The 13,637-nt window shown below is 40.2% G+C and carries 14 protein-coding genes; 12 read left to right on the forward strand and 2 right to left on the reverse strand.

Translation table 11 applies throughout. The annotated features are described in order from the left end of the window. The first annotated feature begins 108 nt into the window (after positions 1 to 108). The 3 genes from SLH46_RS01800 (at position 109) to SLH46_RS01810 (ending at position 4,119) form a co-directional block, all read left to right on the forward strand. The gene (locus tag SLH46_RS01800) at positions 109 to 1,224 is read left to right on the forward strand and encodes a formylglycine-generating enzyme family protein (protein WP_320279427.1); all 1,116 of its coding nucleotides are present in this window, start codon (positions 109 to 111) and stop codon (positions 1,222 to 1,224) included. 230 nt (positions 1,225 to 1,454) lie between these two features. After that, a complete protein-coding gene (locus tag SLH46_RS01805) occupies positions 1,455 to 3,050 on the forward strand; it encodes an arylsulfatase (RefSeq protein WP_320279428.1) in 1,596 nt (531 codons plus the stop codon). Between the two features lie 79 nt (positions 3,051 to 3,129). Beyond that, entirely contained in the window at positions 3,130 to 4,119 is a 990-nt protein-coding gene (locus tag SLH46_RS01810; protein WP_320279429.1) for an HAD family hydrolase, read from the forward strand. A 144-nt stretch (positions 4,120 to 4,263) separates the two neighbouring features. Here the strand turns inward: SLH46_RS01810 and SLH46_RS01815 are convergent, their stop codons facing one another. After that, positions 4,264 to 5,004: a DUF2490 domain-containing protein gene (locus SLH46_RS01815; protein ID WP_320279430.1), complete on the reverse strand. Its 741-nt coding sequence runs from the start codon at positions 5,002 to 5,004 to the stop codon at positions 4,264 to 4,266. A gap of 68 nt (positions 5,005 to 5,072) precedes the next feature. Continuing rightward, the gene (locus tag SLH46_RS01820) at positions 5,073 to 6,062 is read right to left on the reverse strand and encodes a helix-turn-helix domain-containing protein (protein WP_320279431.1); all 990 of its coding nucleotides are present in this window, start codon (positions 6,060 to 6,062) and stop codon (positions 5,073 to 5,075) included. Between the two features lie 211 nt (positions 6,063 to 6,273). Here SLH46_RS01820 and SLH46_RS01825 point away from each other — a divergent pair, with 211 nt between their 5' ends. The 9 genes from SLH46_RS01825 to SLH46_RS01865 all read left to right on the forward strand — a co-directional run bounded on the left by SLH46_RS01825 (position 6,274) and on the right by SLH46_RS01865 (position 13,637). After that, on the forward strand, positions 6,274 to 6,825 hold the full coding sequence (locus SLH46_RS01825) for a DUF4136 domain-containing protein (RefSeq protein WP_320279432.1): 552 nt from the start codon (positions 6,274 to 6,276) through the stop codon (positions 6,823 to 6,825). A gap of 65 nt (positions 6,826 to 6,890) precedes the next feature. Next, the gene (locus SLH46_RS01830; protein ID WP_320279433.1) at positions 6,891 to 7,400 is read left to right on the forward strand and encodes a DUF4251 domain-containing protein; all 510 of its coding nucleotides are present in this window, start codon (positions 6,891 to 6,893) and stop codon (positions 7,398 to 7,400) included. A 388-nt stretch (positions 7,401 to 7,788) separates the two neighbouring features. Further along, the gene (locus tag SLH46_RS01835; RefSeq protein WP_320279434.1) at positions 7,789 to 8,658 is read left to right on the forward strand and encodes a VOC family protein; all 870 of its coding nucleotides are present in this window, start codon (positions 7,789 to 7,791) and stop codon (positions 8,656 to 8,658) included. A 7-nt stretch (positions 8,659 to 8,665) separates the two neighbouring features. Beyond that, entirely contained in the window at positions 8,666 to 8,845 is a 180-nt protein-coding gene (locus SLH46_RS01840; protein ID WP_320279435.1) for a hypothetical protein, read from the forward strand. 39 nt (positions 8,846 to 8,884) lie between these two features. Further along, complete coding sequence (locus SLH46_RS01845) at positions 8,885 to 9,901, forward strand: META domain-containing protein (RefSeq protein WP_320279436.1); 1,017 nt, start codon at positions 8,885 to 8,887, stop codon at positions 9,899 to 9,901. A 28-nt stretch (positions 9,902 to 9,929) separates the two neighbouring features. Beyond that, positions 9,930 to 11,165 carry a BamA/TamA family outer membrane protein gene (locus tag SLH46_RS01850; RefSeq protein ID WP_320279437.1) on the forward strand — a complete coding sequence of 412 codons (1,236 nt, stop codon included), beginning with the start codon at positions 9,930 to 9,932 and terminating at the stop codon, positions 11,163 to 11,165. Positions 11,166 to 11,221: 56 nt separating this feature from the next. Continuing rightward, on the forward strand, positions 11,222 to 12,229 hold the full coding sequence (locus SLH46_RS01855; RefSeq protein WP_320279438.1) for a hypothetical protein: 1,008 nt from the start codon (positions 11,222 to 11,224) through the stop codon (positions 12,227 to 12,229). A gap of 72 nt (positions 12,230 to 12,301) precedes the next feature. Then, positions 12,302 to 12,727 (forward strand): hypothetical protein, encoded by a 426-nt coding sequence (locus tag SLH46_RS01860; protein ID WP_320279439.1) that lies wholly within the window; start codon positions 12,302 to 12,304, stop codon positions 12,725 to 12,727. A 118-nt stretch (positions 12,728 to 12,845) separates the two neighbouring features. Continuing rightward, a complete protein-coding gene (locus SLH46_RS01865; RefSeq protein WP_320279440.1) occupies positions 12,846 to 13,637 on the forward strand; it encodes a hypothetical protein in 792 nt (263 codons plus the stop codon).

A 13,637-nucleotide genomic window follows, 5' to 3' on the forward strand; every position in this document is an offset into this window, starting at 1 on the left:
AACACATTCATAATGGGCCGGTTGTTGAACCGGCCTTTGTTTTTTAATAAAAACACCCATAAACCTTTTATTTATTTTCAGGTTATACATAAAATTTAACCGGACAAAATGGATCGAATATTTCCCTTGTTATTCTTATTGTTTATTGTTTTTGCTGGGTGTAATTCCACAAATGAAAAAAAGACCAAAGAAAATGCAGATGAACAGCAGTTATCCTGTTGTGATATAAATTCCAAATCACGCTTTTTTGCTCAAGCAGATTCAACAGAAATAATTCCGCAGGCTACCGGCACCGAAGGAATGGTTTTTATTACGGGAGGTACATTTGAAATGGGGGCCGATAATAATCAGGCGCGGCCCGATGAATACCCAAAGCACCCGGTTCAGGTCAACAGTTTTTGGATGGATGAGCATGAAGTAACCAATGCGCAATTCAAAAAATTTGTAGATGAAACGGGGTATATTACGGAAGCCGAAAAAGATGTCGACTGGGACGAAATGAAAAAGCAGGTGCCTCCGGGTACGCCAAAACCGTCGGATGAAATGTTAAAGGCCGGATCAATGGTTTTTACTCCGCCTTCGCAAAGTGTTCCGCTAAACGATTTTTCGCAGTGGTGGTCGTGGGTGGTAGGCGCCAACTGGAAACATCCCGAAGGACCGGATAGTAATCTTGATGGGCGTGAAAATCATCCGGTGGTGCACATTTGCTGGAACGATGCAATGGCTTACTGTAAATGGGCGGGGAAACGTTTACCCACCGAGGCTGAATGGGAATTTGCAGCGCGAGGCGGATTGGAAAATAACATTTATCCATGGGGAAACGAACACATCGAAAACGGTATACCAAAAGCCAATTCGTGGAATGGAAATTTCCCGAATCTGAATACGCAAAAAGATGGTTTTGTCAGAACGGCGCCCGTAAAAATGTACGCGCCAAATCCATATAATCTGTACGATATGGCCGGTAATGTATGGGAGTGGACTGCCGATTGGTACGACATGAATTATTATCAAAGTTTGCCAACCAATAAAGTTACTATCGATCCGAAAGGACCGGCAAAAAGTAACGATTCACGAAATGCTTACGACAAACGAAAAACCATTCGCGGAGGTTCGTTTCTGTGTAACGACAGTTATTGCTCAAGCTATCGCGTGGCTGCCCGAATGCCGGGTGAAATTTATACTGGTATGAGCCACACCGGGTTCAGATGTGTAAAAGACTAAAAATAAATTTCAGCGAATATAATCCTAGTTGTTTTTAGATGCCCTCTATTTGTTTTTAAGGTATTTGCTGCCCTTCATATTCCCTAAGATTTTTGACGTTAAAATCGCATCACCAAATCAATTGACGTATGATTCAATTGATTTGATGAAATATGTGTTAGAAAGCTGGATTTTTATTTCGAATTGTCGTAACTTGTTTATAATCAATAAAATTATAAAAATCCAGACCTATGATGATTAAATCAAACAATCAACAAAGCAATTGGGTAACATGGATTATATTACTAACAATTGCAGTAATCTTCTTGCCTCAAATGGCAGATGCTCAAAACGACAAACCCAATATTCTTGTAATATGGGGTGATGACATTGGTACATGGAACGTTAGTTTTAACAACCGTGGAATGATGGGGTATCATACACCGAATATCGACCGTATTGCCAACGAAGGTATTTCGTTTACCGACTATTATGCACAACAAAGCTGTACGGCAGGACGTGCTGCTTTTTTGGGTGGAAATGTTCCGGTGCGAACCGGAATGACCAAAGTAGGCTTGCCGGGTGCTAAAGAAGGTTGGCAAAAAACCGATGTTACTATTGCTTCGGTAATGAAAGAAGCAGGTTATGCAACCGGTCAGTTTGGTAAAAACCATCAGGGCGACCGCGACGAACACCTGCCTACCATGCACGGTTTCGACGAATTCTTTGGGAACCTTTACCACTTAAATGCTGAAGAAGAGCCGGAGAATGAAGATTATCCGGGCGATATGATATTAAAAAGCGGTAAAACCTTTGCCGAGACTTATGCTCCTCGTGGAGTGTTAAAATGTAAGGCGGACGGTAATGGCGGACAAACTATTGAAAATACCGGCCCACTTACTAAAAAGAGGATGGAAACCATTGACGACGAAACAGTGTCAGCTGCCATTGATTTTATCAAACGTCAGAATGCAGCAGATCAACCTTTCTTTTGCTGGTGGAACGGAACCCGTATGCATTTCCGCACGCACGTAAAAGACGAGCATCGCGGAATTTCAGGTCAGGATGAATACAGCGACGGAATGGTAGAGCACGACATGCATGTGGGGCAACTGCTCCAGGTTCTCGACGAGTTAGGAATTGCTGATAATACCATCGTATTTTATTCAACCGACAATGGTCCGCATTACAACACCTGGCCTGATGCAGGAACAACACCTTTCCATAGCGAAAAGAACTCGAACTGGGAAGGTGCTTATCGCGTTCCGGCTTTTGTACGCTGGCCCGGCCATTTCCCGGCTGGAAAAACGGTGAACGGAATTGTATCGCATGAAGACTGGCTTCCAACATTTGCGGCAGCCGCTGGCGACACAGATGTTAAAGAACGATTGAAAGCAGGAACAACCATAAATGGAAGGTCTTATCGTAACTATGTCGACGGTTACAATCAACTCGACTACTTAAGCGGTAAAGTGGATGAATCTCCACGACATGAATTCTGGTATGTAAACGACGATGGTCAGGTTGTAGCTGCCCGCTACGACGACTGGAAAGCTGTTTTCCTCGAAAACCGGGGTGAAAAATTCGGTGTCTGGATCGAGCCATTTGTCGAACTTCGGGTACCTTATGTATTCAATTTGCGCAGAGATCCATTCGAAAAAGCCCTGCACAATTCAAATACGTATTACGACTGGCTGCTCGACCATGCTTTTGTTCTGGTTCCAATTCAACAACTGGCAGCACAATTTTTGCTTACCATGCAGGAATATCCGCCATCGCAAACACCTGGTGCTTTCAATCTGAGCAAAATTGAGGAAATGCTAAATAATCCGTCAGGAGGTCATTAATAACATAAACAAACAATAATTATTGCTCTGCTGTTATCTTTCTGCAGGGCAATAATTATGTATAACAAAAATTAGTAGAATGAAAAAACTGATATTTCTGGCGATTATCGTAGCGTTTATAAGCTGCAATTCTTCCAGCGACCAAAAAGCAAATCTGTCAACTCAGGAAACCGATCAGCTTTCTCTGTGGAACGACAGAGAAGTAAAAACAGCCATTAACCAATTTGTTGCCAATGTAACCGATCCGAATTCTGCCGATTTTGTTCAAGTAAAAGATCGTATTGCAGTCTTCGATAACGATGGGACATTGTGGTGCGAAAAGCCGCTTTATATACCCATAGAACTGGAGATCGCCTACGTAAAAAGCGAGTACCCAAACCGGCCGGAGTGGGAAGAAGATAAATTCTTTAGCGGACTGGCCGGCGACAATCTTTCGGTTTTAAATGATTACAGCACGGTAGAAATTATCAGTAAAATTTTTAGCGCCCAGGCAGGAATGAAAGAGGAAGATTATAAGGACTTTTGTTATAAAACACTCTCAGAAGTTCAGCACCGAAAATATAACCGTCCTTTAAAGGAACTGACATTTTCGCCAATGGTTGACCTGGTTCATTACTTGCAGGCCAACGATTTTAAAGTTTACATAGTTACCGGTGGCGAAATCACTTCGGTGCGAACGATTTCGGAAGAAATTTACAACATTCCGAAAGAGAATGTGGTGGGAAGTAGTGTCTTACTCGAATACGTTTCCGATGAAACCGGTTCGTACCTGGTTCGAACAGCCAAAATAAATTCGGCCAACGATAAGCAGGTAAAACCCACCAACATTGAACTGCACATTGGACGCAAACCCATATTCGCTGCCGGAAACAGCGACGGCGATTACCAGATGATGGAATATACGCTTTCGGGAGATGGGCCATCGATGGCTATTTTGGTACATCACGACGACGAAACACGCGAATACAGCTATATGCACGGTACCGAAAATGCGGTGAACGATGCTGCCGAAAAAGGTTGGCATGTGGTAAGTATGAAAGATGATTTTATGGAGATTTTTAGTAAATAGTTTATTAATCTTGATTCACTTAATATGGAAAAGTCTGGGCTTGATTAAGCAGGATGCAGCCGCGCCGGCAATAGGGTTTTTCCTTTCTTGTTATCGCTAGTTGTCCTTACTGATAGAATTCCGGAGATGTTAAAATTATTTTGTTTACTCTCCTTCGCTTTTTCTAACCTTTGGAGTCTCGAAATATATATGAAGAATGGCATTAAATGCCAGAACATTCGGGGAAGAAGCATTAGAATCATATTGATGAACAATGGTTCCTTCAAGGTCAAAACGATGATTTAATGAAATAGTAGCACCTCCGGTTGATCTTACTCGATTGAATGATTTAAATCTCGAGTCGTAGAACGGTTCGATACTGATATAAGGAACAATAGAAGTCTTTTCTAATTTAATCTCGCGTTCAAACATTGCTCTGAATCTAAAACGATAGGAATATTCGTGATCCTGCCCAAGCCATCGGTTGTCGAACCTGATGCGCTGTGAAAAAAGGATGAGATGTTTTAACACAATACGACGATGCAACTCGGTAAAAATCATGTCCTCGGAATAACTTTCATATTTATCATATAAACTCCATCCCGCACCGTAACCACCTCGTACTAACCATGATTTTAGCACCTCTGGCTGGTTTTGATCCACTAGTCTGGTAAAAAAGAAACGTTTTGCCTTTCCAAAAGATTGATCGGCCTGCAACATTACATTTAAGTCGCGGGTATTGCTTTCGAGGTATTTGGTAATAGCTGCAATCGATGAAACTCTAAATCCAGGTGTTATTTTATACCATATATCGGCTTCGGGCCAGAATTCGTAATGATAATTCTGTGCAGATATATCTATCCAACTTGAGAACCAGATCAATAAAAATAAGGAAAAAGTTCTCAAAATTTTTATGATCGAATATCGAAACATTAAATAAGATTTAATTCATTGAAAAATACAAAACTTACTTTCTATTTCACTTTATCAACATCAGTTGGCAAAAATCCTTTCACCTTTTTAAACATACTACTGAACTTTGAAATACTTGAATAGCCAAGGTCGTAACCAACTTCTGAAACAGAATATTTGCCACTTTTGAGTCTGCGGTATGCTTCATCCATTCGGGCCTGGTTATAGAACTGATAAATAGAAGTCCCAAACAGATGTTTAAAGTCCTTTTTTAATTTCGTTGGACTGACTCCAAATTCCTTTGACAGTTCTTCAATAGTAAATGATTTATCAAGGCTAGAGATTATTTTGTTCTTTACCTTATTAAGCAAAGTGTAATCAGCAATATGCAATCCCGCCAACTCATCTTTGTCAACTTCATTTTTAAAATGCAAAATAATATTGGTAAAAACTTCCAGGGCTCGCGCAGAAATGAGGGGTACTTTCCCGCGAGACAACTCATTGAAAGCAAAAATATCTGATATTAGCCGCTCATTTTCCTTTGATAAATCTGACCGATAGGCGAGGGCTTTATCGCCGACAAATAATTCTCTTATAACTTCACCCATTCCTTGAAATATTGGCCCCATCTTTTTAAGGTCAATCTTAAATCCGAGGTAGGTTAAATTCGAATCTGCTGCAATTTCGTTTTCTACCGGGAAAAGTGCGTTGTAAAAAAACACATTCCCCTGATTTTCTGTGTCAAATGCCGCATTTTCTTCCTCATATTTACGTGTAAATGAACCTTCTTTAGTAATGTTTAAATGAAGATAATTTGGGTTGTTATCGGGTGTTCTGGTAAGCAATAACGGTTTCCTTGTTATTAAATCAAGATAGGTAAATTCAACTCCTTCAATTGTATAATAACTCATCTGAAATTCAACCGGCCCTTTTTCAACTATAAGTTTGTTTTCAGTTTCAATGCCTCCAAATACCTCCCTAAAACCTTTTACATAGTTTTTACTACCTCCTTCCGGAACAACGATACGAATCTTTTCTTCACCAGTCGACATAAGCATACTATTAACTTCAAAACCTGTACAATTTAATGAAATAGATACTTCTATAAAACTACCCGCAACAGCTTTTTAGCAAAATCTTACAGAATTTGAACGGATATGTCCGATTGGATAAGCAGATAGTCTTTTGGGAATAAAATAAGGATTCAATAGTATTCATCTTTGCATCAACGAAATAAATCATAAACAATTAAAATTTATAATCATGAAAAAATTATTAGTATTTGCAGCAGCAATATCATTATTAGCAAGTTGTTCTTCAACAAAAATTTTAACCGACAGTGTGAGCGATGTTGATTTTTCAGTATACCAAACCGTAAAAATTGAATACCAGCCAAACGAAGGTCCACAGCATATTAACCCGATTAATGCACAGCGGGTAGAAAATGCTATTCAAGAACAAATAAAGGATAGAGGACTCTCTGAAGCCGAAGAAGCCGATTTAAAAATTGTTTGGGGAGTTGGTATTGATATTCAAACAAACTACTCAACAAATTCCACATTCTATGGCAGTCGCGGATATGGTTACAGAAGATTTGGTGGATATGGCCACGGGAGCGGATACAGCACTACTCAAGAATACACCACTAAAACCGGAGTTTTACAGGTTGCACTAATCGATTCATCAACAGACCAGGTACTTTGGCTGGGATCAGCTTCTGATAACATTAACGGAAATAACAAAAAGGCTGATGAAAAAATTAAAACAGTAATTGAGAAAGTATTTGAAGCATTTCCAATCGGGAAACAATCTTAGTCTGAGATAATCAACAAAACGAATTATTGAAATTAGAAACTAAACGAAATATAAAATTGAGCAAGATGAAAAGTTTAATAGTATTAGCATTATTGATGGTTTCAGTTATAACTGTTAATGCAAACGAGAAAAGAAAAGTAAGGCAAGAAAAAAGAGCTGAAAAAGAAGCCAATTTAATAGAACAAACAAAGCAAATTATTGAGGCTGAAGTATGGTATTTCGACGCAACCCAGATGATACCATCCAAAGGCCAGAGCAGATCCATTACTAATTACAGTATTTCTATAAAGGATGGGAATTTAGATTCATATCTTCCTTATGTAGGAAGAGCTTACTCTGCAGGATACGGCTCTGCTAGTGGAAGTCCCCTTGTATTTAATTCCCCAATTGAGGATTACAAAGTAAAGGAAACAAAAAAAGGAGGATACAATATAAGTTTTAGAGTAAGAAATCAAGGCGATGTGGTAGATTACTCAATAAATGTATCGTCTAATGGAAGTGCCAGTCTGAACGTAAAAAGTAATAACAAACAACACATATCCTATTACGGGAATCTTGTTCCAATTCAATCGTAAGAATGTAAATGATATGAATCCTATTAAAAATATGTTAGATTGATTGATTGCAAACCGAATTTTTCAGAGAGGTTTTCCAGAATTGGAAAACCTTTTTTCATTTGGAGCAGATATATTGTGTTTCTGTGATCATTGTTGTAACTTGATTATCGCTACAATTAATCGTAGTTTATAAACTGATAAACATGAAAACAAATTTAACACTACTTGCCACTTTTCTTATGGCAATTTCGGTGGTATCGGCACAAGACGATGATCTTAAAAATACGAAAGGCTGACTCACCAGAGGACAGCCTTCTTTGAAAATACTTCTCAAAACCCGCTGTTAGTCCGAAATATTTTTCCGAACTTACTACTCCGATGAAACACAATTCTACACAATTAGCATATGAAACGAAAAGTTAAAGTTATCTCCACAATTATGTTTACGGCCTTGATTTTGATGGCCTGTGAATCGGCGATTACATTTCCTCCTGTATCGCAAATCGAAACGAATACCCATAACCAGGGGCAGATTGTCTGGCACGATTTGGCAACTTATAATCCAACGGCGGCAAAAGATTTTTATGCTGAAGTTTTTGGATGGGAATTTGAAACGTTGGGCGAAGGAGTGGATGCCTATTTTGTGATTAAAAATGAAGGTACTCCAATTGGGGGCATCTTTAAACTGGGCGATAAATTTGGTAAAGCGGCAGAATGGCTCGGTTCTGTTTCTGTTCCCAATGTCAGCGCTGCAGTAAAATACAATTCATCCGAAGGCGGAAAAACCATCTTTAAAAAAGCATCGTTTCCAGGAAGAGGTGAAACTGCATTGGTGCAGGACCCGCAAGGTGCTTTTGTGGCTTTTTTGAAATCGGAAAGTGGCGATCCGCTACCGCAGCGAGCCATGCAAATTAAAATGAACTCGTGGCTTTGGAACGAGCTTTGGTCGAACGATATGGACGCGTCGATGGATTTTTACAAAGGGCTCGCAAGCTACGAAACGGAAGAAGTAAAAGGCTCAAAAGTGCCCTACTTCCTGTTTAAACAGGAAAATAAGATTTTTTCAGGAGTGATTGGAAATCCGGTGGAAGGGGCCAGAAGTGCATGGATGCCCTACATTAAGGTGAAAGATGTGAATGTTACGGTAGAAAAAGCAAAAGCTGCAGGAGCTCATGTAATGATGGAGCCAACACCAACAATTCGCAAAGGAACGGTGGCCGTTTTAATGGATCCAACCGGTGCTCAGTTTACAATACAACAATGGATTTTAAGATAATAAGCATATGAAAAGGAAAATTAAAATAATAGTTGTTTTAGTGGTTCTGGCGGCCGGTTTTGCTTTGTCTGCCTGTTCGAATATGCGTTGGGGTGCCAATGCCGGTGTTGATGTTCGCTTTGGCCCCAATGGTCCGAAATTAGACCCGCACGTGAGTCTCGATTTGTACAGCGGAGGCCGGATGTAATTTGTATTAATCTGAGTTAAAATTCAACAACGAAATATTATGAAGAACACATGGATAGTTGGGATTATTTTGCTGCTTTTTGCATGTAATTCAAAAGATACAGCAACAATATTTTGGGTGAATAGCTACCGGGTAGATTGTGTTGGCGTAGGCCCGATGAAATGTATGTTGATACAGAAAGGTGAAGTATTGGATGATGGAGCCTGGCAAAACTTCTATTCAAAAATTGAAGGATTCGACTACGAACCCGGATATATCTACAAATTGAAAGTTCAGGAAGAACAGCTGGAGAATGTTCCTGCCGATGCTTCGTCGATAAAATACACGCTGGTGGAAGTGCTGGAGAAAAAAGAAGATGGCAAATTAGCGTTAAATGGAAACTGGGAAGCCCTTAAAATAAACGGATCGGTGATAAAATTGCCCCGAATGCGCGGTGCCGGAGTTCTTCCAACATTGCAGATCGACATCTTTGAAAGACAGATTAGCGGCATCGATAATTGTAATAATTTTACAGGAACTATCAATAAAATAGGGGAAAGTTCGCTTGAGTTTGGAACGATTGCCGGCACGCAAAAAATGTGTCCAGATATGAGCATTTCAAAAGCTTTTAATGAGGCTTTAAGCGCTGTAAAAAAATATCAGCTTACCGACAATACACTGCTTTTACTGGATGAAGCCGGAAACGAACTCCTCGAATTCAACAGGGGAACCGAAGCCAAAGTTCTGTTAAACGATATTTGGGTAGCCGAAATTGTGGACGGTACCTTAGTCGCCGATGCAAGTACAGCACCAAGCCTTGAGATTAACAGCTCGGAAATGAAAGCAATGGGAAGTGATGGATGCAATAACTTTACCGGAAAGATTTTAAATCTCACCAATTCGGAATTGACTTTTGGACCTTTGGCAGGAACACGAAAAATGTGTCCCGACATGAATATCCCCGACAAATTCAATAAAGCAATTTCACAGGTACGAAGTTACAAAATAGCCAGTCTGAAACTTTCGCTGCTGGATGAAAAGGGGACCGTTTTGGTTGTAATGAAAAAAGTAGATTAATCCTCTGATACATCACCGTTTAAAATCAATGATGAAAAAAATAGCAGTAGCCCTGATACTGGTTTTATGCACAATTTTGGTATTTGCCGAAACCGAAGCAGACAAGAAAAAAGAAAAGAAGGAGAAAGAGGAGAAAAACCTTTCCATAATTCCGTTACCTGCTATTGCGTATAATCCGAGTAACGGGTGGTTGTTAGGAGTGGCTCCCGGAGCCAGCTGGTTTATGGGCGATCCTTCAACTACCAGCATTTCTTCTGGCTTGGGAACCTTGATTTACACCACCAAAAAACAGTTTCTGTTTACGGCAAAAACAAACGTATTTTTAGCCGGCGACAGCTGGAATTTGATGGGCGACTGGCGTTACTTTGTTACTTCGCAACCTACTTATGGATTGGGTACCGGGCCACAATCAGCAAAACCGGTTGGAGCGGGAGTTGAGTACTCCGACGGTTTGTTTACAAAAGCGATTCCCGATGCCCAAATGATGGATTTTAATTATCTGCGCTTTCACGAAACCGTTTTAAAACGTATGGGCGATACACGCTACTTTTTGGGTGTTGGTTACCACCTGGATATTCATTCGAAAATAGAAGATAATTTGTTAGACCTTGAGGCCGAAGAACCCGTTCTGACAAGTCATTATTCCTACCAGGTAATCAGTGGTTTGCCAACTGATAAGTACACACTTTCAGGAGTGTCGTTAAATGCTTTGCTCGACAGCCGCGACAATGCTGTAAATCCATACAGCGGACGTTACGCTTTTGTCAACCTGCGGATTAATCCTGAATTTTTAGGCAGTACAAAAAGCTCTTCCGTGTTGTGGCTCGAATACCGCGATTACTTGCATCTCGATCAGAACAGGCCACGACATTTAATCGGATTCTGGACATATGGATCGTTTGTAACATCGGGTAAAGTTCCGTATTTGGATCTACCGGCAGTGGGATGGGATCAGTTTGGTCGCTCGGGACGTGCATATACACAAGGACGTTTTCGGGGCGAGGATATTTTATACGGAGAGGTTGAATACCGTTTTCCACTGCAGAAAGCCAAAGAAACATTTGGAGGAGTGGTATTTGTAAATTCAACAACCGCCAGCAACCGCAATGCCGATATAAACCTGTTTAAATACCTCGATTACGGTTATGGTGCCGGTCTGCGGGTGATGATAAACAAAAAATCGCGTGCTAACCTTAGTATCGATTATGCCTTTGGAAAATACGGTGCCCGCGGTTTCTATTTTGGTATAAACGAGGTATTCTAAAATTCAGGGATGAGGTTGTGACTTGCCAGGTTAAAAAAATCATAAGGAAAATTCAATTGACTCAAAGTCGACTAAAATATTTATTGCTGTTCCAGTTTATCTTTATCGGATATGCCGGCTATGCACAGTATTCGCAATTTGAGAAAAAGGATTCAGTGGCGGCAAAGTATCCGTATAAATTTCCACTTCTGGGCAGCAAAGCTTTCGAAAAAGGTTTTAATATCCCGTATTCGGCAGGTGGAATGCTCAATTATTTTACTGCAAAGCAGGATGTTGTAATTCCTGAAATCGCAATAGGTTTTAATAACAGCGAAATGCTTGATCTTACCGAATTACTTGAGTTTGGTACCGTAAATGCCCATGCAACATCAGTAAATGTTCGTCCCGATTTGTGGGTTTTGCCCTTTTTTAATGTCTACGGAATTTTTGGAAAAGCCTGGGCACAAACCGAGGTCGAACTCACTTATCCGGTAACCTTAAAAGCTGTGGCCAACCTCGAAGGAACCAGTTTAGGATTTGGAGTAACTGGGGCCGGTGGATTGGGAAAATACTTTTTTGTGGTGGACGGAAACTGGATCTGGACCATGATGTCGAATTTTGAAGCCCCGGTACGTTCCTACACTTTTTCAGGAAGACTGGGAAGAGCTTTTCGGGTAGGCAAAAATCCGGAATCGAATATCGCTCCATGGATTGGAGGTATGCGCATAAAAATGGGCGGAGTTACCGAAGGTTCAATCCTTATGGGTGATTTAATCCCGCAAGAAACTTGGCAACGGCGCGATGAAATTGTAAATAATTATTGGAATTGGTACGATAATGAAGCAACCTTACCGCAAAAATTAATTGCCGATAAAGTTTTAACACCCATTGTCGATCGGCTTGAAGCTGCTGATGGATCGGGCAGCATAAAATACCGCATTCGAAAAGAACCAAAACAAAAATGGAATATGATTATTGGCGGACAATATCAACTAAATAAACACCATCAGTTCCGGGCAGAAGGTGGAATTATTGGTAACCGGAAATCGCTGTTGCTATCGTATAATTACCGTTTTGGATTTTAGTTCGTTAAAGGGGATGCATAACACATTTTGATTTTGTAAATTGTAGAATTGTATAACCAAAACATATATAAAATGAGTAAAAAAGTAATGTTTATAGTTGCGATTGTCCTGGCATTTGCGGTTCAATCTATGGCGCAGTCCGATGATGGTTGGATAAAACTTGGTGAAAAAAATGTAGCATTTAAAGCTGATAAAGACAAAATAACGCTGACAGGCAAAGAGAAAAAAGTAACGAAAATTAAAATTACCTGTGTTCAGGGAGCTGTGAAAATCAAAAAGATCCATGTAAAAATGTCCGACGGAAGTACAAAAGACTATGATCCGACAGCAGGTGTGCTAAATAAAGGCATGTCGACGATGGGTTTTGATTTGCCCGGAAAGGATAACGAACTGAAGGACCTGGAATTGGAATACGATTCGATGGGAACCATCGTAACCAATAAACGGGCGAAAGTGGAAATTTGGGGCAAAAAAATTAAGGATAAAGATAAGGACTAGTAATTCATGCATGAGAAATTGAGAGTTTTACAGTGGACAAAATTACTGCTGAAAACTTACGTAAAATGCTATGTGTGAAAAGATAAAATAAATGTTATTGACAACAAATATTAAAAAAATGTATCGATTTGTTCGCGTATTATTTCTGGCTTTTGTAATTGTTTGTCCGTTCGTTGTTTCCGGGCAGGATGAGGCTAAAAACGAAGCTGCAGAACTGGCAAAAAAATTGTCAAATCCGATTGCCAGTCTTATCAGTCTTCCATTCCAAAATAACCTGGATGTTGGGATTGGTGAATTTAACGGCTCTCGAAATACCTTAAACATTCAGCCGGTAATCCCTATTTCGCTTTCTGATAACCTGAATCTGATTTCGCGTGTTATTTTACCGGTGTATACTCAATACGACATAAGCGGTGAAGGTACCAGCCAGAGTGGGATTGGCGATGCAGTGGTTAGTGCTTTTATCAGCCCAAAAGTGTCAAAAATAACCTGGGGGGTGGGACCTGTTTTTCTGCTTCCTACCGGAGGTGATGCTTTTTCTGCTAACAAATTTGGAATTGGGCCTACCGCTGTGGCACTTTATCAAGCCAATGGAATGACGTTTGGAGGACTTGTAAACCAGGTATGGAGTGTGGATGAAAACAACACAGTTAGCAATATGTTCCTTCAGCCATTTTTTACCTACAACTGGAAATCTGGTGCCGGGATTGGCACTAACCTGGAACTCACCCAAAACTGGAAAGCCGAAACTACTAATGTGTGGCTGAATCCTATATTTACTGCGGTTACTGCCATGGGAAAACAGAAAGTGCAGTTTGTTATTGGTCCGAGATTTAATCTTTCTGCGCCCGACAATGCCAAGTCGAAATTTGGCGTACGAACAGTGCTTGTGTTTTTGTTTCCAAAATAA

The sequence above is a fragment of the Draconibacterium sp. IB214405 genome (assembly GCF_033963885.1).
GTDB lineage: Bacteria > Bacteroidota > Bacteroidia > Bacteroidales > Prolixibacteraceae > Draconibacterium.

Coding starts and splice junctions, on each gene's coding strand:
- SLH46_RS01800 (WP_320279427.1), top strand. CDS start 109: ATGGATCGAATATTTCCCTTGTTATTCTTATTGTTTATTGTTTTTGCT.
- SLH46_RS01805 (WP_320279428.1), top strand. CDS start 1,455: ATGATGATTAAATCAAACAATCAACAAAGCAATTGGGTAACATGGATT.
- SLH46_RS01810 (WP_320279429.1), top strand. CDS start 3,130: ATGAAAAAACTGATATTTCTGGCGATTATCGTAGCGTTTATAAGCTGC.
- SLH46_RS01820 (WP_320279431.1), bottom strand. CDS start 6,062: ATGTCGACTGGTGAAGAAAAGATTCGTATCGTTGTTCCGGAAGGAGGT.
- SLH46_RS01825 (WP_320279432.1), top strand. CDS start 6,274: ATGAAAAAATTATTAGTATTTGCAGCAGCAATATCATTATTAGCAAGT.
- SLH46_RS01830 (WP_320279433.1), top strand. CDS start 6,891: ATGAAAAGTTTAATAGTATTAGCATTATTGATGGTTTCAGTTATAACT.
- SLH46_RS01835 (WP_320279434.1), top strand. CDS start 7,789: ATGAAACGAAAAGTTAAAGTTATCTCCACAATTATGTTTACGGCCTTG.
- SLH46_RS01840 (WP_320279435.1), top strand. CDS start 8,666: ATGAAAAGGAAAATTAAAATAATAGTTGTTTTAGTGGTTCTGGCGGCC.
- SLH46_RS01845 (WP_320279436.1), top strand. CDS start 8,885: ATGAAGAACACATGGATAGTTGGGATTATTTTGCTGCTTTTTGCATGT.
- SLH46_RS01850 (WP_320279437.1), top strand. CDS start 9,930: ATGATGAAAAAAATAGCAGTAGCCCTGATACTGGTTTTATGCACAATT.
- SLH46_RS01860 (WP_320279439.1), top strand. CDS start 12,302: ATGAGTAAAAAAGTAATGTTTATAGTTGCGATTGTCCTGGCATTTGCG.
- SLH46_RS01865 (WP_320279440.1), top strand. CDS start 12,846: ATGTATCGATTTGTTCGCGTATTATTTCTGGCTTTTGTAATTGTTTGT.